At 42.6% G+C, this 25,633-nt stretch carries 22 protein-coding genes and 1 tRNA gene; 15 read left to right on the forward strand and 8 right to left on the reverse strand.

What is annotated here, in order from left to right:
• Positions 1-70: 70 nt before the first annotated feature.
• Positions 71-544: a GNAT family N-acetyltransferase gene (locus tag DQW11_RS09175; RefSeq protein WP_113923784.1), complete on the reverse strand. Its 474-nt coding sequence runs from the start codon at positions 542-544 to the stop codon at positions 71-73.
• Between the two features lie 112 nt (positions 545-656).
• Here DQW11_RS09175 and DQW11_RS09180 point away from each other — a divergent pair, with 112 nt between their 5' ends.
• Complete coding sequence (locus tag DQW11_RS09180) at positions 657-1,427, forward strand: type III pantothenate kinase (RefSeq protein ID WP_113924203.1); 771 nt, start codon at positions 657-659, stop codon at positions 1,425-1,427.
• Here the strand turns inward: DQW11_RS09180 and DQW11_RS09185 are convergent.
• Positions 1,421-2,095 (reverse strand): peptidoglycan DD-metalloendopeptidase family protein, encoded by a 675-nt coding sequence (locus DQW11_RS09185; RefSeq protein ID WP_232826712.1) that lies wholly within the window; start codon positions 2,093-2,095, stop codon positions 1,421-1,423. The two genes, DQW11_RS09180 and DQW11_RS09185, sit on opposite strands and share 7 nt — an antisense overlap.
• A gap of 65 nt (positions 2,096-2,160) precedes the next feature.
• On the opposite strand from DQW11_RS09185, the gene DQW11_RS09190 reads away from it, so the two are divergent.
• Entirely contained in the window at positions 2,161-3,117 is a 957-nt protein-coding gene (locus DQW11_RS09190; protein WP_113923785.1) for a threonine ammonia-lyase, read from the forward strand.
• A gap of 75 nt (positions 3,118-3,192) precedes the next feature.
• Here the strand turns inward: DQW11_RS09190 and DQW11_RS09195 are convergent, their stop codons facing one another.
• Positions 3,193-3,705 (reverse strand): FKBP-type peptidyl-prolyl cis-trans isomerase, encoded by a 513-nt coding sequence (locus tag DQW11_RS09195; RefSeq protein WP_113923786.1) that lies wholly within the window; start codon positions 3,703-3,705, stop codon positions 3,193-3,195.
• Positions 3,706-3,824: 119 nt separating this feature from the next.
• Here DQW11_RS09195 and DQW11_RS09200 point away from each other — a divergent pair, with 119 nt between their 5' ends.
• The gene (locus DQW11_RS09200; RefSeq protein ID WP_113923787.1) at positions 3,825-4,409 is read left to right on the forward strand and encodes a YqaA family protein; all 585 of its coding nucleotides are present in this window, start codon (positions 3,825-3,827) and stop codon (positions 4,407-4,409) included.
• 50 nt (positions 4,410-4,459) lie between these two features.
• Complete coding sequence (gene uvrA, locus DQW11_RS09205; protein ID WP_113923788.1) at positions 4,460-7,276, forward strand: excinuclease ABC subunit UvrA; 2,817 nt, start codon at positions 4,460-4,462, stop codon at positions 7,274-7,276.
• A gap of 191 nt (positions 7,277-7,467) precedes the next feature.
• Here uvrA and DQW11_RS09210 read toward each other — a convergent pair whose 3' ends face one another.
• Positions 7,468-7,890, reverse strand: a complete 423-nt coding sequence (locus tag DQW11_RS09210) for a VOC family protein (protein WP_113923789.1) — start codon at positions 7,888-7,890, stop codon at positions 7,468-7,470.
• Between the two features lie 64 nt (positions 7,891-7,954).
• On the opposite strand from DQW11_RS09210, the gene DQW11_RS09215 reads away from it, so the two are divergent.
• The 7 genes from DQW11_RS09215 (at position 7,955) to DQW11_RS09245 (ending at position 14,955) form a co-directional block, all read left to right on the forward strand.
• Complete coding sequence (locus DQW11_RS09215; protein ID WP_113923790.1) at positions 7,955-8,863, forward strand: patatin-like phospholipase family protein; 909 nt, start codon at positions 7,955-7,957, stop codon at positions 8,861-8,863.
• Positions 8,853-9,470 (forward strand): class I SAM-dependent methyltransferase, encoded by a 618-nt coding sequence (locus tag DQW11_RS09220; RefSeq protein ID WP_113923791.1) that lies wholly within the window; start codon positions 8,853-8,855, stop codon positions 9,468-9,470. The genes DQW11_RS09215 and DQW11_RS09220 overlap by 11 nt, the downstream gene beginning before the upstream one ends.
• Before the next feature lie 125 nt (positions 9,471-9,595).
• Positions 9,596-10,063, forward strand: coding sequence for a hypothetical protein (locus DQW11_RS09225; RefSeq protein ID WP_113923792.1), 468 nt, complete (start codon positions 9,596-9,598; stop codon positions 10,061-10,063).
• 10 nt (positions 10,064-10,073) lie between these two features.
• Positions 10,074-10,400, forward strand: coding sequence for a hypothetical protein (locus DQW11_RS09230; RefSeq protein WP_113923793.1), 327 nt, complete (start codon positions 10,074-10,076; stop codon positions 10,398-10,400).
• A 196-nt stretch (positions 10,401-10,596) separates the two neighbouring features.
• Positions 10,597-10,671: transfer RNA gene (locus DQW11_RS09235), tRNA-Val, on the forward strand.
• A gap of 207 nt (positions 10,672-10,878) precedes the next feature.
• Positions 10,879-13,404 carry a M14 family metallopeptidase gene (locus DQW11_RS09240; protein ID WP_113923794.1) on the forward strand — a complete coding sequence of 842 codons (2,526 nt, stop codon included), beginning with the start codon at positions 10,879-10,881 and terminating at the stop codon, positions 13,402-13,404.
• Between the two features lie 276 nt (positions 13,405-13,680).
• Positions 13,681-14,955, forward strand: a complete 1,275-nt coding sequence (locus DQW11_RS09245) for an MFS transporter (protein ID WP_232826713.1) — start codon at positions 13,681-13,683, stop codon at positions 14,953-14,955.
• Positions 14,956-14,973: 18 nt separating this feature from the next.
• Here DQW11_RS09245 and DQW11_RS09250 read toward each other — a convergent pair whose 3' ends face one another.
• Positions 14,974-16,029, reverse strand: coding sequence for a hypothetical protein (locus DQW11_RS09250; RefSeq protein ID WP_113923795.1), 1,056 nt, complete (start codon positions 16,027-16,029; stop codon positions 14,974-14,976).
• Between the two features lie 442 nt (positions 16,030-16,471).
• On the opposite strand from DQW11_RS09250, the gene DQW11_RS09255 reads away from it, so the two are divergent.
• The 3 genes from DQW11_RS09255 to DQW11_RS09265 all read left to right on the forward strand — a co-directional run bounded on the left by DQW11_RS09255 (position 16,472) and on the right by DQW11_RS09265 (position 19,147).
• Complete coding sequence (locus DQW11_RS09255; RefSeq protein WP_113923796.1) at positions 16,472-17,245, forward strand: sulfite exporter TauE/SafE family protein; 774 nt, start codon at positions 16,472-16,474, stop codon at positions 17,243-17,245.
• Positions 17,246-17,285: 40 nt separating this feature from the next.
• The gene (locus DQW11_RS09260; protein ID WP_113923797.1) at positions 17,286-17,882 is read left to right on the forward strand and encodes a Crp/Fnr family transcriptional regulator; all 597 of its coding nucleotides are present in this window, start codon (positions 17,286-17,288) and stop codon (positions 17,880-17,882) included.
• A gap of 68 nt (positions 17,883-17,950) precedes the next feature.
• Positions 17,951-19,147, forward strand: a complete 1,197-nt coding sequence (locus tag DQW11_RS09265; RefSeq protein ID WP_113924206.1) for an MFS transporter — start codon at positions 17,951-17,953, stop codon at positions 19,145-19,147.
• A 48-nt stretch (positions 19,148-19,195) separates the two neighbouring features.
• Here DQW11_RS09265 and DQW11_RS09270 read toward each other — a convergent pair whose 3' ends face one another.
• Genes DQW11_RS09270 through DQW11_RS09280 form a run of 3 tightly spaced genes read right to left on the reverse strand, consistent with a single transcriptional unit; the run spans position 19,196 to position 23,496 of the window.
• Positions 19,196-21,664 carry a bifunctional UDP-N-acetylmuramoyl-tripeptide:D-alanyl-D-alanine ligase/alanine racemase gene (locus DQW11_RS09270; RefSeq protein ID WP_113923798.1) on the reverse strand — a complete coding sequence of 823 codons (2,469 nt, stop codon included), beginning with the start codon at positions 21,662-21,664 and terminating at the stop codon, positions 19,196-19,198.
• Positions 21,665-21,687: 23 nt separating this feature from the next.
• On the reverse strand, positions 21,688-22,743 hold the full coding sequence (locus DQW11_RS09275; protein ID WP_113923799.1) for a lysylphosphatidylglycerol synthase transmembrane domain-containing protein: 1,056 nt from the start codon (positions 22,741-22,743) through the stop codon (positions 21,688-21,690).
• 3 nt (positions 22,744-22,746) lie between these two features.
• Entirely contained in the window at positions 22,747-23,496 is a 750-nt protein-coding gene (locus tag DQW11_RS09280; RefSeq protein WP_113923800.1) for a segregation and condensation protein A, read from the reverse strand.
• Between the two features lie 184 nt (positions 23,497-23,680).
• On the opposite strand from DQW11_RS09280, the gene dxs reads away from it, so the two are divergent.
• Positions 23,681-25,597: a 1-deoxy-D-xylulose-5-phosphate synthase gene (gene dxs, locus DQW11_RS09285; protein ID WP_113923801.1), complete on the forward strand. Its 1,917-nt coding sequence runs from the start codon at positions 23,681-23,683 to the stop codon at positions 25,595-25,597.
• Positions 25,598-25,633: the final 36 nt, after the last annotated feature.

Raw genomic sequence — 25,633 nt, forward strand, 5'->3', positions numbered from 1 at the left:
ATTGATATCCTCTTCAAAGATAATAAGATTTTCTTATTTGCAATAATATTATATTGCATTTGCAATAAATTTACAAAATCTTCTTAATATCTTCTGATTGTAAGTTACAATTGATCCAACCGCTGTCGAGCTCAGCCCCGTATTTTTGGTAGAAGTTGATCGCAGGGGTATTCCAATCCAAAACCTGCCACATCATGCCTGTACAATTGGCTTCGATGCATTTTAGCATTGTACGGTCAAATAACAATTTGCCTGCACCATGACCTCTTTCGGTCTCTGTGACCACGATATCTTCCAAGTATAGCCGCTTTCCTTTCCAAGTACTGTAGCGGTAATAAAATATAGAAATGCCAATGATTTCACCTGTGGGATTCTTTTCTGCAACAAAAAGTCCATATATGGGATTTGGTCCAAATCCGTCTACTTGCATCATTTCCAATGTGTTGGTTACTTGCTCAGGTGCTTTTTCGTAAAGCGCAAGTTCTTTGACCAGTTCCAAAACCCTTGGCAGGTCTTCTATTTTTCCTTCTCTGATGGTATACATGATGGAAAATTACCAAAAAACACAAAGGCAAAAAATCAATTTATATATTTGGATATATGGCGCTTTGGTAAGGTGCCATATACGAACCAGAATACCTAACCTTGATAGAAGCATGTTTTTAGCGATTGACGCCGGCAATACCAACATTACCTTTGGGTTTTTTGATGAAGATTTAAAAAAATGGATCCATGAGTACCGGATCAATACCCTGAAAGAACTTACCGTACTTCATATTGAAAGAGAGATTCACCTGTTTTTTTTAGAAAACGGTATCAAAACTGATAAAATCACGGCTATTGGGATTTCATCTGTTGTGCCTGAGATCAATCCCATTTTACAGAAGTTTTGTAAAGAATACCTTGAAAAAAAATGTTACCTCATTCAAGGAAAAAGCTACCAAAAACTAGCGGTCAGCACCTCGCGTCCAAATGAAATCGGTACCGACCTGATGTGTAACGTGACTGCAGCATTCAATAGATTCAAATCTGCAACAATTATTCTGGACTTTGGAACCGCCCTGACCTTTACTGTGGTCGGAAAAGAAGGAAAAGTTTTGGGAGTCAACATTGTCCCTGGACTGAAAACGGCGATCAAATCCTTATTTGCCAATACTTCGAAATTGCCGGAAGTGGAGTTGAAATTGCCCGAATCCGCTTTGGGTAAAAATACCATCCATTCCATTCAGGCAGGAATTCTTTATGGTTATTCCGGTCTTGTGAAGGGAATGCTTGAAACCATTCAAAATGAATTGGGCTATTCCTGTAACATCATTGCCACAGGAGGACTCTCTTCCATCATCTCCACTTTGGAAGGATCATTTGAAGTTATCGACCGCAACCTTACCTTAGAAGGGATCCGCCTCATCACTTTGGCAAATCAATGACCAATCATGATCGCAGGATCAGGACAGATTTTTTTATATTTATCAATATCCCTATGCGAACATACTCCCGGAAAATCACCATGATTTCCCATCAAGTCCCACATTAATTGAAAATGCAAGTGCGGGGGCCAATCACCGTTTTCGGGATAAGGGCCCAGATGGCAAAATTCTTCTCCTTTGGAAATGGCTTGACCAATTTTTAGATGTACCAAATCGCTTTTGGCTAAGTGACCATACAAACTGAAAAATACTGTCCCTTTGATTTTATGCTGTAAAATGATGGTCGGGCCATAGTTACCAAAACCTGCATTGTCATGGAAACTGTGGACCATGGCATCCAGTGGCGCAAATACCGGGGTTCCTGCCTCCGCCCAGATATCCACGCCCATATGGATATCCCGGAAATCCGACTCTTGGGTTGCAAAAACTGCACTCCTGCTGTAAATGACACGGTGTTCAAAATATCCACCATGGCCAAACCTTTTTCTGGCCTTTTCCAGCAATCCAAAAACATAGCGGTTAAAAGTTTCTGTATTGGAAATATCAACAGCTGGCAATTCTTTATTTGTAGGAGAAAAGTCCATTTTGATGGAATTGGAAGCATCCAACCATTTTCCCATTACCGGAGAAATAGCAACATCCAAAAGTAAGTTTTCTAAAGAAGGCATGGCTTTCATTTTGCTGCAAGATAAAAATTTTGTCAGTTTTAAGACCTTCGCTTATCTTTATTTCCATGAATGACATTACTGTATTTCCCACTATTGATGATATCATGGCTGCGCATCAAAGAATCCAGCCATTTATCCACCGTACACCTATCCTGACATCTGAAGCCATCAACCAAATCGCAGGTTGTGAGATTTATTTCAAATGTGAGAACTTCCAAAAAGTAGGCGCTTTCAAAGCCCGTGGTGCGGCCAATGCAGTAATGAAACTGACTGAGGAGCAAAAGGTAAATGGCGTTGCCACCCACTCCAGCGGTAATCATGCCGCAGCTTTGGCAAGGGCTGCGTCTGTGGCAGGGATCAAGTCCTACATTGTCATGCCTTCCAATGCACCCGAAATCAAGAAAAAAGCTGTAGCAGGCTATGGGGGTGAAATCATAGAATGTGAACCTACATTGATTGCAAGAGAAACCACCCTGAAGGAAGTAGAGGCAAGAACAGGAGCGGTTTTTATACCTCCTTATGACTATTTGGATGTGATAGAAGGACAAGCGACATGTGCACTAGAAATGTGGGAAGAAGGGATTCCTTTTGATTCAGTGATGGCACCGGTAGGCGGCGGGGGATTGCTCAGCGGAACCGCGCTGACTTCAAAGTATATTTCCCCAAAAACAAACGTCATTGCCGGAGAACCTGAAGGCGCCGATGATGCTTCCCGCTCATTCAAAGCAAAAGAACTGATTCCGATGATTGGTCCCAAAACCATTGCCGATGGCTTACTCACTTCCCTTGGAAAGATCAATTTTGAGATCATCATGGAATATGTCGACGACATCATTACGGTCAGTGAAGCAGAAATCATCGAGGCGATGCGCCTTGTCTATGAAAGGATGAAAATCATCATTGAGCCAAGCTGTGCTGTTCCCTTGGCTGCATTACTGAAAAACAAAGAAAGGTTCAAGGGTCAAAAAGTAGGGATTATCCTTTCGGGAGGAAATGTGGATTTGGGAAAATTACCATTTTAGATAGCCTAAAAGGCATAATTTTCAAACGCCCATTTTTCAAAGAAAGATGGGCGTTTGGTTTTTTTCTTACGATAATCAATGTTGATGTCCACCCTCACCATGCACATGACCATGGTCGATCTCCTCAGGGGAAGCGTCCCTGACGGATACGATTTCTCCCTCAAAGTATAGATCCAACCCCGCCAATGGCGAATTGAAATCCATGTGGACTCCTCTATAATCAATCTTGGTGATTTCTCCCCTTAGCTGATTTCCCTGATCATCCTGCATCGGAACAACCTGACCAACCCGTAGGGAATTCTTGGCTTTTTTACCGTCCTCCTTGAAGTTGGCCTTCGGAACGATCACTTTTTTGCTTTCATCATAATCACCATAGCCATGTTCGAAATCTATAAAAACCTCAAACTTATCCCCCGCTTCTTTGCCTTCAAAAGCAGCTTCCAAAGCCGGGAGTACGTGACCTGTGCCAAAAAGAAAATGAAAAGCCTGCTCTTTTTTTACACTTTCAAAATGCTCCTTCCCGTTTTCCCCGTCGTCGACATGCAGCTCATAGCTGATGCTCACAACCTTGTTTTTCTCTATTTTCATGATATTGTTGGTTGACAATTTTTTTCAAATTAAGCCAAAATTGAAGAAACGAGTTCAGCAAAAAGGGGAAATCATTGGATTTCATTTCTACCTTTATTGGGTTGTGAAAACTAGAGAATATGAAGTGGATAAGATTTTCAAATGAAAAAACCGATTTTCTAGTAAAGAACATCCTTAAAGGCTTTTTCTTTTTGGCAATTTTTGTTCTGATTTTTTATCTCCTGAGAAAAGGGACTACTGAAGAGGACCGTTTGCTTTGGTTTGGATCAATCTACAATAATCCATATTTGGTTTTGGCAGTTTATGTCGGATCAGAGATAATATTCGGTATCATCCCTCCCGAGATTTTTATGCTATGGTCGATGGAAACAGGTTATTTAGGGCCTTATTTTCTAAGTATAGGCACGCTTTCACTGATCTCTTATGCGGCTGGATTTCTGAATTTTACGATTGGAAAGTTCCTCAAAGGAAAAGTCTCCTGGCTAAATGGAGATAACAAATACCTGAAGAAATACCACAAGATGTTTGACCAATATGGCGGTTATCTGGTGATCGTGGCTTCCGTCACGCCGATACCATTTTCCGCCGTAGCATTGCTTGCTGGTGCAGGTGGACTTGACAAAACAAAATACCTCCTCAACAGCCTTTTTAGAATCCTGAGGTATTTTGTCTATGCCTATATACTTTGGCAGATTGAGGTCTAAACTTTCCAACAAATTACCTTTTGAGCTGTTGTTTGGGTAACTTTGCATTTATGAGTGTAAGCACCGAATTTCAATCTCCTTCCATAGAAAACCTTGATCCCAAGGAATTCATCATCATCAAAAACGCCAAGGTCAACAACCTCAAAAGTCTGAGCGTCGCCATTCCGAGAAATAAACTTGTGGTAATCACCGGACTTTCCGGTTCGGGAAAATCCTCCCTGGCATTTGACACACTCTTTGCCGAAGGCCAAAGAATGTATGTCGAAAGTCTGAGCTCTTATGCCCGTCAGTTTCTAGGAAGAATGGAAAAACCGGATGTCGAATACATCAAAGGTGTCTCCCCGGCCATCGCCATCCAACAGAAAGCAAGTACCAAAAATCCCCGGTCTACTGTAGGGACGACCACCGAAATATACGATTACCTCAAGCTTCTTTTTAGCAGAATAGGCAAGACCATCTCACCTGTAAGCGGGGATGAAGTCCGGCACCATACCGTCAGCGATGTGGTGGACTTTATCCACACTTTCGAAGAAGGGGAGAAAGTGATGATCTCCTGTCCCCTGCAGCAGATGAATGGCAGGACGATGCTCAAAGAAATGGAACTGCTTCTTCAGAAAGGATTCACCCGTGTACTCGTAGATGGGGATGCCTATTTTGTGGAGGATTTGGTAGGAGCACCTACCCTTCCAAAAGGAAACTATCAGATTTTGATCGACCGTATCTCCATCCAAAAGGAAGACGAGGACAATCAGTTCAGGATCGCGGATTCAGTACAGACGGCTTTTTATGAAGGCCATGGGGAATGTACTGTAACCATACCCGGAAAGGAAAAGAAAACGTTCACCGATCGTTTTGAGCTGGATGGGATGAGTTTTGAGCTCCCTTCAGTCAACTTTTTCAGCTTCAACAATCCCTATGGTGCATGCAAAAGATGTGAAGGCTTTGGTTCTGTCCTCGGACTTGATCCGGATCTGATCATCCCTGACAAAAGTCTTTCTGTCTATGAAGGAGCAATCGCTCCATGGAGAGGCGAGAGTTCAGGCAAATGGTTGGAACCCTTGGTAAAAAAAGGAATCTATTTTGATTTTCCGATCCACCGAGCCTATGAAGATTTGGATGAAGCGCAAAGAGAACTCATTTGGACAGGGAATTCCTACTTCCAAGGTCTCAATGACTTTTTTGCAGACTTGGAAACCAAAACACATAAAATCCAGTACCGCGTCATGCTTTCCAGGTTCAGAGGCAAAACCACCTGTCCGGATTGTAGGGGGACAAGATTGAGAAAAGATGCTTCCTATGTCAAAATCAATGGAAAGTCTATCACCGATATGGTGTTGCTGCCGATCGAGAAGGCCTTTGATTTTTTCAAGAATATTGAGTTTACGGAGGCAGAACATAAAGTTGCCAACCGCCTGCTCAAAGAAATCATCAACAGGTTGGAATACATTGACAAAGTAGGGTTGGGGTATCTGACATTAAACCGTCTCACTTCCTCACTTTCAGGTGGGGAATACCAAAGAATCAAATTGGCGACATCATTGGGTTCGGCATTGGTTGGCTCGATGTATATCCTTGACGAACCAAGTATCGGCCTCCACCCAAGGGATACCGACAGGTTGATTGAGGTGTTGAAGGCCCTGAGGGATATGGGCAATACCGTGATCGTGGTGGAGCACGAGGAGAAAGTCATGAAAGCAGCGGATCAAATCATCGATATCGGACCGGATGCAGGTGTTTTGGGTGGGGAGTTGGTTTTTCAGGGAGACCTGACAGAGCTGATGATCAAAGGAAATACCTATACCGCCCGCTATTTAAAAGGCGAAGAAAAAATCCAAAATAAGGCCCAGAACCGAAAATTCAGGGATACGATTATCGTCAAAGGTGCAAGAGAAAACAACCTCAAAAACCTGACTGTCAAATTCCCATTGAACACCCTGACCTGCGTCACTGGTGTCAGCGGATCAGGTAAATCCACCTTGATCAAAAAGGTTTTATATCCTGCTCTCGGAAAAACACTAGGCACCGTCATCGATGAAACAGGCAAGTTTGACAAATTGGATGGCAGTTATAAAAAGATTACCCAGATTGAATTTGTCGACCAAAATCCCATCGGGAAATCCTCAAGGTCCAATCCAGTCACTTATGTTAAAGCCTACGATGCGATCAGAACTTTGTATTCCGACCAGACTTTGGCCAAGCAAAGAGGATACAAACCGGCATTCTTTTCTTTCAATGTGGATGGTGGACGATGCGAAGCGTGTCAGGGCGAAGGAACTGTGACTGTCGAGATGCAGTTTATGGCGGACATTCATCTGACATGCGAATCCTGCAAAGGAAAACGCTTTAAAAATGAAATCCTCGATATCAAATACCATGACAAAGACATCGCCGATGTTTTAGACATGACCATCGATGAGGCTATGGAATTTTTCAAAGGAAAATCCCAAATCATCAACAAACTCCAACCGCTGCAGGAAGTTGGGTTGGGATATATAGGAATGGGACAATCTTCCAATACACTTTCCGGAGGTGAAGCCCAAAGGGTCAAACTCGCTTCTTTCCTTGGAAAAGGAGCCACCAAACCCGGAGACCATGTCTTGTTTATTTTTGATGAACCGACGACGGGACTGCATTTTCACGACATCCGAAAGCTCCTCCATTCGATCAATGCCCTGATAGACCAAGGTCACTCGGTTATTATCATTGAGCACAATACCGAAGTGATCAAAGCAGCCGATTGGGTGATCGATTTGGGACCTGAGGGTGGAGAAAAAGGGGGTTATGTGACTTTTGAGGGAACCCCGGAAGCCTTGATGGAAACAGAGGGAAATTACACAGGCAAATACCTGAGGGAGTCATTTATGTAAATTCTCAGATTTAATATAACAGTAATTTCTCCGTCATTCTGAATTGTTAAAATTCGTGTTTACAGAAAATGTAATGATGATTGGTGTCGTGTCATCCTGAAGGAGGTACGACAGAAGGATCTCATTTAATTTTGGTGAGACCCTTCGCTTCACTCAGGGTGACGTACAATCATGCCAGAGTGACGGAAATGCTATTTAGCAAAGATCTGACTTTCGTCCTGAAAGGATTTGAACTCCAAAGCATTACCGCAGGGATCCAAGAAAAACATGGTGGCCTGCTCGCCGACCTCTCCTTTGAACCTGATATAAGGTTCAATCACAAATTCGATCCCGTAGTCACGAAGCTTATCTGCCAATGAATGCCATTCTTCCCAAGGTAGGATTACCCCAAAATGTCTGACAGGCACATTTTTCCCATCTACTTCATTGGCTTTGGCCATTGAAAGCTCCTCAGGCTTGATATGGGCAGAAAGCTGATGCCCGAAGAAATTGAAATCTATCCACTTGTCGGTACTTCTGCCGATGTCACAGCCCAATAGATCTCCATAAAACTGACGCGTTTCCCCGATGTCTCTGATAGGAAATGCAAGGTGAAAAGGCTTGAATTGACCCATAATTGCTTAATTTCGTTTTTCGAAATAGAAAAGTAGCATTCATTTTTCATAATTAATTTAAACCATGAGCAAAAAAACAGTTTCATTGGTACTTTCAAGTGGTGGAGCAAGGGGAATGGCACATATCGGTGTCATAGAGGCGCTTGAAGAATCAGGATATGAGATTGTATCAATTGCGGGCTGCTCTGCCGGGGCCCTGATCGGAGGCATGTATGCAAGTGGCAACTTGCCCAAATTCAAGGATTGGATCTGTAATCTGGACAGGATCGATGTTTTTTCCCTGATGGACTTTACTATTTCAAGCAAGGGATTTATCAAAGGGGTAAAGGTTTTCGGAGCTTTACAAAAAATCATTGAAGACTATCAAATTGAGGATTTGAATATACCCTTTGTCTGTAATGCCGTGGAGATTCCCGCTGGCAAAGAACACATTTTCAGAAAAGGAAGTCTTTATTCCGCTATCCGAGCCTCTGCCTCGATTCCGACGGTATTTACTCCTTCCAAAATCCATGGCAAAGAATTCATTGACGGCAGTATCCTGAATCCTATTCCCTTGAACCTTATTCCCAAAGATAAAATTGCTGATCTGGTTTTTGCGGTTGACCTGAACGGACCCAAAACTGCTTTTGTAGAAAACTTGAAGGAAAAGGAGAAAAAAGAAAGTGATTCTACTAAAGTTAAGCTGCCCAATTGGCTTACAGAATACAGGCAGAAGTTTTCTGCCTATTTTTCCTCTAATGAGAAAGAGGAAAAACTAAAGGGAATGAGTTCCTTGGACCTGCTCAATTATTCCTTTGACATGCTTCAGGACAGGCTTTCCGAGTTGGTTCTCGAAAAATATCAAGTTGATATCATTGTGGAGATTTCAAGAATCCAGGCAGGAACTTTGGAATTTCATAGAGCTGCCGAATTGATTGAAATCGGCAGGCAAAAAGCCCTGGCTGCCATAAATAAATACGAAAATGGACATTAAATCCCTCAATCAATTATTAGGCAATATTGATATCTACCTCCTGGACCAGATTCTCAAAGGGAGATTTACCAAGGAAATGAAAATCCTTGATGCCGGTTGCGGAGAGGGGAGAAACACGGTCTATTTTCTGCATGAAGGCTACCAAATATTCGGGGCCGACAGCAATCCCATCGCCATTCAGATGGCGAGGATTTATGCACAGACCATCCAAAAAGAGTATGACGTTTACCGCTTTCAGACTTCATTGATTGAAAAACTACCCTTTCATCAGGGAGCTTTCGATGCGGTTATCAGCTCAGCCGTTTTACACTTTGCCACAAGTGAAACCCACTTTTTGAAAATGATGGAGGAGATGATGCGGGTCCTGAAACCCGGAGGAATCTTTTTCTTAAGAATGACGACTAGCCAAGGAGAAATGCAGGAAAAATCTCCACATCTTGGTGATGGCGTTTATTTGTTGCCTGATGGATCAGAGCGGTTTCTGTTGACTGATTCATTGGAAAAAGAGATTGTTTCGAAATACAGATTCAAATACCTCGAGCCGGCAAAAAGCGTCCTTGTGCATGGACAAAGAGCAATGGGGGTTTTTGTCTGGGAAAAAGGGTGATCAGGTTTTGTTTTTTTAATCTGCTGATTTTCATATATTTATTTATTTATTATTCTTTTTGGCTTTAGCCGATCAAATTGAATAGAGTTTGTGTAATAACAAAAGTCCCGACATTTTATAATTCTATGAAAACAGTACTTCTACACAGATCTTTAGCCTTACTTTCCCTAGGGCTATTTTTTGGAATTTCAGGTTGCAAAATCACACTTGTGCCAAGTTATGATGCACAGCTCAAAGAACAGATTGAAAGTACTTCCAAAGAGATTGACAGATTTTATTTGACCATGATGGACCTTCATGACAACAAGGATGGTGGACGGGCATATGAAAAGTTCCGGGAGGGATATATCAATATCGAGGTGGAGCTGATTTCTCTACTTAATAAAAATAAAGTCAAACCCCTCAATACCCATTCCACACGCATCTGTGAAATCACTTTACAGATCTGGCGAAAATACAAACAGGAACACAAGGAAGACGATGCCATCCCCGATGGCCTGATCAAATTAAACATGCTGGCTATGAATGACCTCATGTATGCCATGCTGATTGCCGAAAAAGGAAAAGCAATAGCTGATAATCCACCAAATTAACCCTATCAATATGAACTTTGATATCAATGAAGTCCTTTTTCTGATGACAGATGCCATCAAACAGAATGTTGCTGAAAATTGGGAAGAAGTAAAACAGCCAACAAATGCTTTTCTAGCCCGCCGCAAGGAGCGACTTGAATTATTGGCAGATCTATTGATCAAAAAGGAGATTTCCCAAGCTAGGTTTGAATCCAGAATGGAAGATGAGAAACTAATTGCGGAGGCCCAATTGCATGCAATAGCAGTAATTTCAAAAGCCATCGCTCAAAAAGCGGCCAATGCTGCCATAGACATTTTTCAAAAGGCGGTGATGGCGGCAGTCAATGTGGCGATTTAATAACCACAGCCACACAGAAACTTTTTCGTGACTTAATAACTGGGCCATTTCAAGATTTTCTCCGAAATGCCGAGAGATATCAAAACAGAACTTTGAAATCCCAAAATCATTCCTGATTTTAGCAGCCTCAAATCGGGATCTTAGCTCATCCCGATAGCCATCGGGAGGTTTGAAGCGCTGATTATATTTATTTTATGGGATCTTAGCTCAGTTGGTTTAGAGCGCTGCTTTGACAGAGCAGAGGTCATGGGTTCGAATCCCTTAGGTCCCACAATCTTTTTCTGAGGTCGTGGGTTCGTCCCGATAGCTATCGCGGACCCTTGGGTCCTACTTTTTAAAATTTAGATATTAGAGCCTAGAGCCAAGCTCTCCTTCATTTTCACCGACAATCCCCAATCTTAAATCCTTCAGTCCATTTCCTTTGCAGGGTTTTGTAATTCCCCTTATCTTACCGCCCATTTCATTCAAATATTCCTTTATGAGAAAAATTTACGCTTTGGTTTTGGCGCTCCTACTAGCCAACACAACCTTTGCCCAAAAAAGCCCGGAGGATTTCTTGGGCTATAAGTTGGGTGACAGATTTACACCCCACCACCGTGTTGTGGCCTATTTTGAGCATTTGGCTGCCACACTTCCTAATGTAAAATTGGTATATTACGGAGAGACTTATGAACACCGCCCTCTTTTTGTTGCCATAGTTTCTACACCTGAGAACATGGGAAAATTAGAGGACATCCGATTGGATAACCTCCGCAGAACAGGAATGGTGGAAGGAACTCCTTCAACCAAAGTTGCTCTCAATTGGATGCAATACAATGTCCACGGCAATGAGGCAGTGGCCACCGAAGCTGCCATGATGACTTTTTGGCAAATAGCCGATCCAAACAATTCCCAATCTAAAGATTGGTTGAAAAATCAGGTGCTGATCCTCGATCCATGTGCCAATCCTGACGGAAAAGACAGATATACAGTTTGGTATAACCAAAAACAAAACAACAGATTACAGCCCGATCCACAGTCTATGGAGCATTCCGAACCTTGGCCGGGTGGCCGTCCAAACCATTACCTGATGGACCTCAACAGAGACTGGGCATGGCAGACACAGCAAGAAACCCAACAAAGACTGAAGCTTTACCACGACTGGATGCCGCATCTTTTTGTGGATTACCATGAGCAAGGCATCAACGAACCGTTTTACTTTGCCCCGGCAGCACAGCCAATCCATGAACAGGTGTCTGCTTTTCAAAATGAATTTCAGATCATTTACGGAAAGAATACAGCCAAGAAATTTGATGAGCAAGGCTGGATGTATTTTACCAAAGAGCGCTTTGACTTGCTTTATCCATCTTATGGGGACACCTATCCCATGTATAGCGGAGCAATTGGGATGACCATCGAAAAGGGCGGTTCAGGTCGTGCTGGTTTGGGAATGCTCAATGCCCTCGGGGATACAGTGACATTGAGAGAAAGAATCGAGCACCAACATACCGCAGGAATATCTGCAGTGGAGGTGACTGCTCAAAATTCAGCAAGGTTGACAGATGAGTTCGCCAATTACTTCAAGACAAGCAGCAGCAATCCAAAAACCAAGTATAAAAGTTTTGTCATCAAGGGAGACCAAAAGCCGGACCGCGTCAAGGCCCTTTTGGCATTACTTGACAAAAACAAGATCCAATATGGCTATGCCAAAGCAGCATCAGGACTCAAAGGTTTGGATTACAATACCGGAAAAGCAGGAACTTTTGCCGCTACCGAAAAGGACATCGTCATCAATGCCTATCAGCCAAAGTCGGTATTGACGCAGGTACTGTTTGAGCCTGAGGCAAAATTGCAGGACAGCATCACTTATGACATCACTAGCTGGGCTTTGCCTTATGCTTATGGCGTGCAGGCTTATGCCATGGAGACAAGGTTGGATGCCGGAAAGAAATTTGAAAAAACCGCTTTTGAAGCCAATAAGGTGGAAGGATCGCCATTGGCATACCTCGCTCCTTGGAATGCTACCCAACATGCCAAGTTTTTGGCGGCTTTGATCAATAACAAAATCAGAGTAAGGTTTGCAGAAAAGGCCTTTGACATCAACGGGAAGTCCTATCCGATAGGAACTTTGATCATCCACCGAAACGGTAACCAATATGTCGCTGATTTTGACAAGAAAGTAACCGACATTGCTAATAAATTTGAAATCACTTTGGAGAGCAGCAATTCTGCTTATGTCGACAAAGGCCGTGATTTTGGCTCCTCAGAAGTAAAAGTGATCGTCGCTCCAAAAATTGCCATCATGAGCGGTGCAGGTACTTCTTCTTTGAACTTCGGGGAACTTTGGTACTTCTTTGAACAGGAACTTGATTATCCGGTGAGTATTCTGGATGCTGAAGGCTTGGGAAGGTTTGACTTGAGCAAATACAATGTAATCATCCTTCCTTCGAGTTGGGGCAGTTACCTGTCTGAAAACAACATGAAAAAAATGATGGATTGGGTAAGGGCAGGAGGTAAGTTGATCGCCATTGAAAATGCACTAAATGCTTTTGCAGATAAAAACGGTTTTGACCTTAGCCAATATGATACTGAGGACGAGAAAAAAGCTGCAGAAAAAGAGCAAAAAGAAATCTTAAATGTGGAAAGACTTGAACCATATCAGGAAAGGGAAAGAATGGGGATTTCTACCACAGCTGCCGGAGCAATCTATCAGGTGAAAATTGACCCTACCCACCCACTTGGATTTGGTATGGATGGCAAATTCTTTACGCTGAAAAATAACGGTTCTCGCTATGCCTATCTTGACAACGGTGTCAACGTTGGGATAATCCCGGATGCCGAGGCCTATAGATTTGGCTATATCGGAAACAAAATCAAACCAAAAATGCCAAAATCCATGGTTTATGGTGTCGAAAATCAAGGCCGTGGACAGATAGTCTATATGTCAGACAATCCGATGTTCCGTTCTTTCTGGGAATCAGGGAAATTGCTGGTTGCCAATGCGGTATTCTTGGTTGGACAATAAAAACCATTGAGGTCTTTTTTGGACCTCGATGGTTTCTGTTTTTCGAAATAAAATCTTCGAGGTTTCTAAAACCTCAAAGATTCAAAAACCCTGCTTTGTGAAGACAAAGCAGGGTTTTCTTTTAATGTCAATTTCGCCTTCTGACCTTAAAATTTTGACATTTTAAGGTCAGATTTTGCATTCAAGGAAGTAATGTTAAATACATGTAACTTTGGAAACGGTATCGTTGCAATCCTTTCATCGCTAACATCCATCCCAAACCACCTTCTTTGTAACTTGAACTATCTTCAGTTTGTCCGTAAAAACCGCGTGATGGTGATTTTTGGGATCATCATGACTGCCTTATCGAGTTTTGGGCAGACGTTTTTGCTGGCACTGTATGTTCCCTTTTTGATGGAGGAATTTAAGCTGTCAAACGGCCTGCTGAGTACCTTTTATGGTCTTGCCACCATTGGGGCGGCGATGGCTTTGCCCAAATTGGGAAAATTGATAGACACGGTTCCACTCCAAAAATTCACTTTGGCAACAACTGCCACTTTTGTCATCTCCTTGCTTTTCTTCAGTATCTCCCAATCTTGGTGGTACATCCCCATTGCATTTTTTGGGTTGAGGTTGGCCGGGCAGGGACTTTACAACCACATTGCAATCACCTCGATGTCCCGTTACTTTGATGTAAACAGGGGAAAAGCCATTAGCCTTGCTTCCTTGGGCCATCCTTTGGGCCAGGCGATATTGCCGGCAATAATTTTGGTGGTGATTTCAAAAATCGGTTGGAGAGAATCTCTTTGGCTCAATGCCGCATTAGTCAGTATCGTAGTGACGGTTTTTACCTTATTGGTGTTGAAATCCGAACACCTAGTCAATGAATCAGGTGGAGAAACCGATGCAGGTCATACCGAGAAAAAAGTGGACCGTATCCGCCAAAGGGACATCATGAAATCCAAGGCTTTTTGGCTCTTGGCTCCAAACATTTTTTTTATTCCATTTGCTGTGACAGGGCTCTTTTTCTATCAATTTGCCATCATCGAATTCAAAGAATGGAATATTGGGTTGGCTGCTGCCGGACTTACTTCTTATGCGATTGCGAGTTCTTCAAGTATCCTCTTATCCGGTCCGCTGATTGACAAATACCAGGCAAAGACATTTTTTCCATTCTATCTCTTCCCCTTTTTGGTGGCTTTGTTGGTTATTTGGTTGGTGCCCAATGTTTGGGGGATTTTTTTATACAATATCCTGATGGGATTCTCGGTTGGATTTGGAAGCGCGACCGTCGCTGCACTTCAGGTGGAGTTTTTTGGCCAAACCTACATCGGCACGGTCCGCAGTCTGTTTACCTCGATCATGGTTTTGAGTTCAGCGATCGGACCGGCATTGTTTGGTATTTTCCTTGATTTGGGTTGGGGATTTCAAACCATTTTTCCGGTGACTCTGGTGATCCTGATTTTGATCATGATCCAGTCTTTTAGGGCTGTTCCAAAATATTCAAGGGCCAAATGGAAATACAAGTACAAAAAAGTGACAGGCAAAAAAAACAAAATCCCCAAACCTTAAGCTTGGGGATTTTTTTGATCAGAGACCTCTGTTGAACATCTGGATTACGCGAAGGATTTCGGCATCCATTTCTTTGTTTCTCATGACATATTTTTCTTTGGAAATAAATCCACCTTTGATACTGATGTAATAGACCATTTTGGTTTTGGAAGGAGCAAAGGTTACCGAAAGGTTATTGGCGGATTCGATTTTCAGAATATTCTCTGTACTTCCGGCGAATGAGTTCAGTTTGTCTGTAAGAATATTGAACTTCACTCCTTTCTTGTAATCCGTCACACTGTTCAGCGGGAAAGTGGACTCAAGCGACTTTGGATTTTTTCTGAGGTTATCCATGATCGAAAGCAAATGGGAACGCTGTGCGTCAGTATTCAAATCTACAGTAATGGTTTTTTCCTTGTAGAAGCCAAATTCATGGTAAATTCCCATGAGGTAGTCAAAGAATGTCTGTCCTGAAGCTTTCAATTCATTTTCTTTTTGGGCGATTTCCAAAATGATTCCTGAAAAATCAAGCACCGAATGACAGACCTGTTGGTCAATATTGAAAGCACAAACAGGACTGTTGGGATATGCCTTTTGTATTTCCGTCAGGCTGTTCCTCAACTCTCCCGGTTCAATTATTTCACTTTGAAATTTCAATCCGGATTTGATGGCCATATATTCTACCAAATCGGAAGTATGTATGGATTTTAAGCATACCAAATCCTCGTATTTTCCGGATTCTTTCCAGATATTCAGAAGTATGGCTGCGAGTTGGTGGCTGTTGAGGATCACAAATCCGCTTTTTTCATCCTTTTTTACTGCTAGCGTAATTCTTTCATTTTTTGAATCAGTCCCAATGATCAGGCTAAAATCCGAAGCTGTGGCGTAGTCAAGAGCCGGCTTGAGGGTCATGAAATTGAATACAGGATTTGCGTTGTCTTTTCCTCCGTCCAACAAAATTTGATCATAGGCAAGCCCTGAATTGTCCAAGATGGTTGTGTCAAGATCATTTTTTTCAAATGATGCAAACAAGATATTGGCTGTATCTACCTCGATAAGCTCTTCGATTGATTCTTCAACAGGTGCTAAGTTCATGATGACTCTTTTTGTAACGATGGAAATGCTATTTTCAATTATGTCAATTACTGGGCATTCAGCATAGTTTTTGCAATAAAATCAGCAAATCCAATGGTGGCAATATGTGTTGAAGGAGTACCGGTAAGCTAAAAAAAATGATGAGCGATCGACGTTCCTACAAAGTCAAATTTGATTTTCAAGTGCTTACATTATGTAAATGTACCAAATCAGGCTTGTAGAAAAAAGGAATTAATTGATTATGAATTTTAAAACCGTGGGACACATGTTTGGTAATGAACCATTTTACCCTTTATAATCAAGGTAAAATCACCATTTGGGTAGCATCCTTTTGGATTTGTGATCATCGGAATAAACCACCAAGCGGCTCCGAAAATATCGTCACCTGACTACCTTTTGTCATTTTGAAGCTTCTCTTTACCTTGGGTTTCGAAACTTAGCCATGGACATCTTCCTCATTTCTCTCACTGCTTTTCTGACTGCTATCCTGACTTTCTTTTCAGGGTTTGGATTGGGGACGATTTTGACACCGGTCTTTATGGTTTTCTTTCCGGTGGACCTTGCCATCGCATTGACCGGAGTGGTACACTTTTTCAATAATATATTTAAGTTGTTTTTGGTCGGGAAAAATGCAGACAAGGAAGTTTTGATCCGCTTTGGTATTCCTGCAGTCATTGCTGCTTTTTTGGGTTCTTGGTTGTTGCTTCAGATCACTGACCTCCAACCCTTATTTTCATATTATCTTTTTGGAAAAACTTTTTTGGTCTATCCCGTCAAATTTCTTATTTCATTGTTGCTGATCGTTTTTGCCTCCATGGATTTGATACCTTATTTTCAAAAACTTCAATTTGGAAAGGAAAAACTCCCTTTAGGTGGATTTCTGAGTGGGTTTTTTGGAGGATTATCAGGAAATCAGGGCGCACTTAGGGCTGCTTTCCTCATCAGGGCAGGATTGTCCAAAGAAGCGTTTATAGGAACGGCAGTTGTGGTTTCCACATTTGTGGACTTAACGCGACTCGGGGTCTATGCCACACGGTTTGTAAGTGCAGATTTGACAGATAACCTCACAGTTGTGCTATTTGCTACACTTTCAGCCATTGCAGGGGCTTATTTGGGAAATAAATTATTGAAAAAAGTCACTTTAAAATTCCTACAAGTGACAGTGGCAATACTGTTGATCATGGTTTCAGTGGCGCTTGGTGCCGGATGGATATAATGTGTGTTAAAAGTTCAATGGATGTAAATTTAATTTCCCAATGACAGATCAAAGCTCCCACTTCCCGATAGATTATTCCCCACTGTTTGATTATTTTGATACTTTTCACAGGATTTCGAAGGAGTCCAAAGAAGCAATAGCAGCCATTTGTAGCCTTTCCAAAATCCCCAAAAACAAAGACCTTCAATCCATCGGTCATACCTGTCGGACCATTTATTTTGTCAAAAAAGGAATCGCAAGAATCTACTACTACAAAGACGGAACAGACATCACCGAATCTTTTGCCTTCGAAAACTCCCTGATTGCGAGGGTAGAAAGCCTTTTTACAGGGAAGCCGAGTAGAAAAGGCATTCAGGTTTTGGAAGATTCGGATTTTATCGGAATCAGTTCCCCCTTACTGTTTGACCTTTATGATCAATTTCCTGACATAGAACGCCTTTTCCGCAAAATCTTTGAATCTGCCTATGTCGAAACCGTCAACAGGATTGAGAGCCTACAGTTTCACAGTGCGGAAGAAAGGTATCATGCCCTGACCCAAGAATCCCCCGATTTTTTGAAAAGAATTCCCTTAAAGTACATCGCTTCTTACCTAGGCATCACGCAAGTCAGCCTCAGCCGGATCCGCGCCCAGCGTTGATTTTTTAACATTTGTAAAAGGAATCGACCCGAGCCTCCCCGAATTTTGTGTGGTCAAATGGAGGGGAAGTGCAAAAAATAGAACTCGGTCTCAGAGAAAACTGGAAGCAATTTACACTTTTGGTCATCATCAACGCCTTTGTAGGCGGAATGGTGGGCCTGGAGCGGAGCATTCTGCCACAGATTGCCGAACAGGAATTTCACATTGCAGCCAAGACGGCCATACTATCCTTTATCATTGTTTTTGGAATTGTAAAGGCCATCACCAATTACTTTGCAGGAGTTTTTGCCAATAAAGTAGGGAGAAAAAATCTGCTTACCATCGGTTGGCTGTTTGCAGTTCCGGTTCCCTTTATCCTGATATTTGCTCCAAGTTGGAACTGGATAGTCGCCGCAAACATCCTGCTTGGGATCAATCAGGGATTGGCTTGGAGCAGTACCGTGGTCATGAAAATTGACCTTGTTGGGGAAAAACAGCGGGGTTTTGCCATGGGTTTGAATGAATTTGCCGGATACCTTGCTGTGGCTTTGGTTGCTTTTTTGACAGGATATATTGCGGCAGAATATGGTTTGAGGCCATATCCCTTTTACCTTGGAATTGGACTGTCTCTATTGGGTTTGGCTGTCTCCATTTTCCTTGTCAAAGACACACGGAAGCATGTAGAAGCTGAGAATTCATTTTCTAATGTTCCAAAATTGAAAAATCCTTTTTGGGAAACTACCTGGAAACACCCAAACCTGGGCGCTGTCACACAGGCCGGTTTGGTCAATAACCTCAATGACGGGATGGCTTGGGGGATTTTTCCAATATTACTTGCAACCAAAGGATTCGATCTGGAACAAATAGGTGTCGTCACTGCTGTCTATCCTGCAGTTTGGGGATTCGGACAACTCTTTACCGGGAGAATGGCAGATATTTTCAATAAAAAGCACCTGCTCTTTACCGGAATGCTACTGCAAGGCATTGCATTGGGTTTATTCCTTTTTGCCGGAAGCATGACGCATTATGTGCTGTTGTCTGCAGTATTGGGTTTGGGAACCGCCATGGTCTATCCTACATTTCTCGCCACCGTTGCCGAAAATACACATCCTCAGGACAGGGCCAAAAGTATAGGGATATTTCGGTTGTGGAGGGATTTGGGTTATGCCATCGGGGCGATCATCACAGGCCTGATCGCAGATTCATACGGCATTGATATTTCGATTTTGGCCATTGGAGGGCTGACCGTGCTTTCCGCTGTGGTGATTGCGGTAAGGATGGGATAGTCTATAATTGCCTTTTCATTTTAAGAGACCAACTTTCCTCTATTCCCCTCAATCCAGATAATACACCCGCTTTACCCTGCTGCTGATATTGGTGAGTAACTCATAGGGGATGGTTCCTATTCTTTCAGAAAGTTCTTTCAGGGAGATTCCCGGCCCATAGATAATCACCTCATCTCCTTCATTGGCCTCAATACCGCTGATATTGACCATGGTCATGTCCATGCAGACATTCCCGATGACAGGTGCTTTTTTTCCATGGACGAGGACAAAACCTTTGCCGTTGCTGAACCTACGGTCATAGCCGTCTGCATATCCCAAAGCTATGGTGGCGATTTTACCATCTTCTTCCATGATTCCCTTCCTGCTGTACCCGATGCTTTGCCCTTTGGGGACGGATTTGATTTGGGAAATGGTGGTTTTCAGCGTACTGATGGATTTGAGATGGGATTCAAATTTTCCTGAGACTTCGACGCCGTAGAGTCCGATTCCCAATCGGACCATGTCCATTTGGTATTCGGGAAATTGGATGATCCCTGCCGAATTAAGGGCATGACGAAGTGGTATATAATCCAAGTTGGAACTGATGGCCTCGCACATACTGAGGAAAGAGCGAAGCTGTTCCAATGAAAAATCCCTGTGAATACTTTCATCAGCTCCCACCAAATGCGTATACATGCTCCTAATCTCCAATTGTGGATAACTTTGGATCAAGGAAAGCAACCGTGGAATATGCTCGGCTTCAAAACCAAGCCTGTGCATGCCGGTATCCATGTCCAAATGGATCTTCATGTGGATAGCCCTGTTTTGGCAGAATTTTCCCAACTGCTGAAAAAAATCAGGACTGTAAACCACTGGTTCTAGATCAAATTTTTCCAAGTGGATAAATGATTCCTGAACAGGATTGAGTACCATGATCGGCAATCGGATTCCCTCTTCCCGTAAGGCGACGCCTTCGTCAGTATAGGCCACAGCGAGGTAATCTGCACGTAACTGTTGGAGGTGATTGGCGATTTCCGCTGCACCACCGCCATAAGCAAATGCCTTCACCATAACCATGACTTTGGTTGATGGAAGAAGCTGGGTTTTATAAAAATTGTAATTATGGGTCAGCGCATTCAGGTTGATTTCTAAGGTAGTCCCGTGAATCCTTTGCTGCAGCCTGTTGACAATGACCTCAAATCCGAATTTCCGCGCCCCGGTCACCAATACCAAGTCATTCTCAAAATCTTCTTGCGAGACATGGAGAAGCAGGGTTTCAGTATCAGCAAAAAAGACTGCTTTGCCATGAAAGCTTTCCTTTACCGAGGCTATTTTTTCTCCTACTCCTATCAGAAAATCAATCTGATGATGTGTAAGGAGGCTTCCGACTTCCTGGTATACTTCAGTTACATTCCCCACCTGAAGCATATCTGATAAAATGATGACTTTTCTTCTTTTTGGCCTTTGCGCTGCCATAAAATCCAGAGCCAGCCTCAAGCCTGCCAAGTCATTGTTGTAGGTATCATCGATAATCAGGCAATCATTGATCCCCGGCTTCAGGGTAAGCCGCATCTCAACAGCCTTCAGGTGGTTGAGGCCTTCCTGGATCAGGGATTCTTCAAGGCCCAATGAAAGTGATGCAACAATCACATGGCTGATATTCTCCAAAGAAGCCTGGTCCGCAAAGGGAACCGAAAAAGTAAAAACGCTCAAATCCGGTTTCATTAACAGGATTTTGGAGCGTTCTGATTCCTTTTTGACTGAAAGTGTATAGTCCGCTCCTGCAAAATCTGACCATGAGATGAGTTTCTTTTCGGCAAATCTGGAGGAAAGATGCGCATGGATTTTTTGATGGTCTTTCCGGTAAATGATGAATTCGCTTTGGTCAAACAGCTTTGCTTTTTCTGCCAGTTTTTGTTCCATCGATTCAAAACCTTCTTCATGTGCAGTTCCGATATTGGTAAAAATCCCCATCTGAGGCCGAAGGATTGCTGCCAGTTTTTCCATTTCTCCAGGTTTGGAGATACCGGCCTCCATGATGGCTACCTGATGGTTTTGCTCGATTCCAAAAACAGAAAGCGGTACACCTACTTGACTGTTGTAGCTTTTGGGGCTTTTTGCTACCGCATATTTCTGTCCCAAGACTTGCCCCAGCCATTCTTTGACGATGGTTTTTCCATTGCTCCCTGTAATGCTTACCAATGGTCCGGCAAACAAAGAACGCTCGTAAGCTGCCAATTGCTGCAGGGCTTGGTGTGGGTTATTAACAGCGATAAAGGTGCTGTCCTTGGTCAGGGATTCAGGGATAGGATTTCCTTTCTGTACCAAAAAATTCCTCACACCCTCCTGATACACCGGATTGATAAATTCATGACCGTCAAATTTTGCGCCTTTGAGGGCAATAAAAAGTGTTTTTGAAGGTTCCAGGATATTTCGGGAATCAATAGAAATCCATCCCACAAGCCCCGAACCTGTCTGGGAAATCACTTCCCCATCCACCAATTCACTTGTCTGATGTGCAGTGAGAGATTGGATCATAGGATAAAGTTAAGAATTTGGGATTACTCTTCTTTCTTTTTGAAAAACACCTGTTTGATCCACCGCGGAAGGAAAATGGCTCCCAATATCAAGTATGGATAGTAGGACAGCATCCTCCAAAGGATACTGGTCACGAAAGTGTAGCCATTCAAGAATTGGGCAAAGAATTGCCCGAAGAAGAATTCTGCAGTACCACTGCTTCCGGGAGTCGGTGAAATCATCATCACAATCCACATAATCACCTGCCTTGCAAAAATCACGATGTGGTCACTAAATGATAAAGACTCATATGCTCCGATCAAAGCATTGAGCATGAGGTATCTCGAACTCCAGACAAATATTGTCGCACCGATGATGGTCAGCCAATATTTATAATTTTTCCCAATCAGCTCTTTAGAGGCATCTATGATTTGGTTGCCAAACTCATTTGCAGAATATTTCCATTTTCTAAGCCATCTGATTGAAAAAATCTTTAATAAAACCCACTTGAATACCCGCGGTTTATAAAACAGGGCCAAAGCCATAACCAAAGAATAGGATGCGTAAAGGCCATAACTGACCCAAAACAATACTTCAAGGCTTCTTCCAAGTCTCATTTCCATCAACCTGCTCGCCGGAAATATATTCCCCTGTGCAAAATAAAGGATAATAGGTGCACCGATGACAAAGAATAAATTGTCCAAAATGGCAGTAACCATGACATAGGCGATGGCCTTTCCGAGTTTGATTCCCTCTTTGTTCAGTATAAAAATCGCAACAGCAGAACCACCCACCACCGAAGGAGTCACCGCCGAAGAAAATTCCCATAGCACAATAACGTAAAATGCCCTTGTCCATGTAAGGTGGTGATCGGTCACAATCCGTATCCGATACATATAACCAATATCACGGCCCAAAATGACGACAATAGCCAATAAAATCCACCAGATGGATCCGTCAAAAACACCCTTCAGGGTTTGTGCATTGATACTCGGATCAAGATAAAACATCAGGAAAATGATACCCAGACCAATAAAAATCGGAAACCAGACCTTATTCGGGTTGAGCGTTGCAAAAATCTGCTTATTATCTAGTTTCATAAATTACACCGAAGGAACCGTTTCCTGCTTTTCTACCCAAAAATTGTTAAAACCTTCTCCTATTGTAATGGTAACCATAGATAATTGTAATAATTCCAAAATCGCTAAAAAAGTATAAATAACAAAGATTTTTTCCGGCTTGTAGCTGATAAATTCAGTAAAAGGTACGCGGTTTTTAAGCAACATTTTTTCGAGAACAAAGTCTTTTTGCTGTTCAATGGTATAAGGATACTGAATTACTGTATGTTTTGTTTCGTCGGTCCTTGAACTGTATTTAGTCATCACCTTTTGAAAAACCTTCAACAGCTTGTAAAGGTCGAGGTCCTGCATTTCGGCATCTACATCGTCTGCTTTTGCGAGCTGTTTGATTTCTGCCAAAATATTGCCTCTCTCTTCTTTTGCCAGCCTGATTTCCTCCAGCTTGGAGAGTTCAGTGATGACGGATTTGTATTTTTTATATTCCAATAAATGCCGTATCAGTTCCACCCTTGGATCTATCTCCTCCCCATTTTCGTCCAATTCGGGACGGGGAATCAGCATTTTTGATTTTATTTTCATCAATGTGGCTGCAAAAAGGATAAAATCACTCGCCACCTCAATTTCCATTTTTTCCAGCTGGTGGATATAATCAAGAAAATCCTTCGTGATTTTTGAAATCGGAATATCATATATGTCAAGTTCATCCCTTTCGATGAAAAAGAGCATCAAATCGAATGGACCTTCGAAAAGTGGTAATTTGATTTCAAAACTCACTGTAAACTATTTTATTTTCTTAATTTTGCACATTAATCTTGTTCAAAGATATTCAAATAATGGTAATTTATTCATTTGGCCCGTAAAAAGACCCTTTTCTGAACCTGTTGAACTTCGAAGAAATTTTCGGAAAACAATTGGGTTTGACAAATGTTAATTACCTTTAGTAAGAACCGCTTCACTGATGATCATAAAACCTGGCAAATTACTCTCAAAGATCGATTCACCCGCCGATCTCAAAAAGCTTTCTAAGGATCAACTAGTACAAATCTGCGATGAACTGAGACAGTTTATAGTCGATAATGTATCCGTTTATGGAGGGCATTTTGGTGCGAGTCTCGGTGTTGTGGAACTGACAGTAGCCTTACATTATGTACTTAATACTCCGGAAGACCAACTTGTTTGGGATGTAGGTCACCAAGCCTATGGCCACAAAATTTTAACAGGACGAAAAGAGCAATTTCATACCAATAGACTATATGGAGGACTTTCAGGTTTTCCAAAAAGAAAAGAAAGTGACTATGATACCTTCGGCGTAGGTCATTCCAGTACCTCTATATCCGCAGCATTGGGTATGGCTGTTGCTTCCAAATACAAAGGAGATTTCAAAAAACAACATGTCGCAGTCATTGGTGACGGTTCTATGACTGGCGGAATGGCATTCGAAGCAATGAACCATGCCGGCGTTTCAGACACCAACATGCTGATCATCCTGAATGACAACTGCATGTCGATTGATCCCAATGTCGGAGCGCTAAAGGATTACCTGACTGACATTACCACATCCCATACTTACAATAAAGTCAAAGACGAGGTTTGGAACCTGCTCGGCAAAATTTCGATGTTCGGCTCTTCAGCCCAGGATATCGTATCCAAGGTGGAAGGTGCGATCAAATCCGCGGTCTTGAAACAAAGCAATCTTTTTGAATCTTTGAATCTTAGGTATTTTGGACCCGTAGACGGGCATGATGTCCATCATTTGGTGGAGATTTTGGCTGATTTGAGGGACATTCCGGGTCCAAAAATTCTCCACTGTATCACAGTAAAAGGAAAGGGATACGCCCCGGCGGAGACTGGCAATAAAACCACATGGCATGCTCCGGGACTTTTTGACAAGGTGACCGGTGAGATTTATAAAAAAATACCCACCACACCCCAAGCTCCAAAATACCAGGATGTTTTTGGCAATACGATTGTCGAATTGGCCAAAGAAAACGACAAGATCATGGGTGTAACGCCTGCAATGCCTTCCGGTTCTTCCATGAATATCATGATGAAAGAAATGCCTGACAGGGCATTTGACGTGGGAATAGCAGAGCAACATGCGGTTACATTCTCAGCGGGATTGGCTACTCAGGGTTTGATTCCCTTTTGCAATATCTACAGTTCATTCATGCAAAGGGCATATGACCAGGTAATCCACGATGTATGCTTACAAAATCTTCAGGTGGTGTTCTGCCTCGACAGGGCCGGCTTCGCAGGTGCTGACGGACCTACCCACCATGGGGCTTACGATATTTCATTTTTTAGGTGTATCCCAAATCTCGTGGTTTCTTCTCCTATGGATGAGGAGGAGTTGAGAAACCTGATGTACACTGCGACCAAATTTGAAGGACCATTTTCTATCAGATACCCAAGGGGACAGGGTGTGATGGTAGATTGGCAAACTCCAATGAGGGAAATTCCGATAGGACAGGGTAGAATAATTAAAGAAGGAGAGGACATCGCCATTTTGACGATTGGCCATATTGGGAATTATGCCGTTACTGCCTGCGAAATGCTTGGAAAAGAGGGTTTCAATCCTGCACATTATGACATGAGATTTGTCAAACCACTTGACGAGGCCATGTTGCACGAGGTTTTTGGTAAATTCAAAAAAGTAGTGACTGTGGAAGACGGCTGTCTGATGGGCGGATTTGGTTCCGCAGTGCTGGAGTGGATGGTAGACAACGGCTACCAAGCACAAGTCAAAAGACTTGGAATCCCGGACAGGATTGTAGAGCATGGAGAGCAGATCGAACTCCACAGAGAATGCGGCTTTGACCCTGAAGGCATCGCAAATGCGGTAAAGCAGATGGCTGAATCAGTGGTGGAAAAGTAACATTTGAAAAGTTTCGTAATATTTTAATCCCAGCCA

Origin of the sequence: Cognataquiflexum aquatile (assembly GCF_003316845.1) — a bacterium.
GTDB classification, from domain to species: domain Bacteria; phylum Bacteroidota; class Bacteroidia; order Cytophagales; family Cyclobacteriaceae; genus Cognataquiflexum; species Cognataquiflexum aquatile.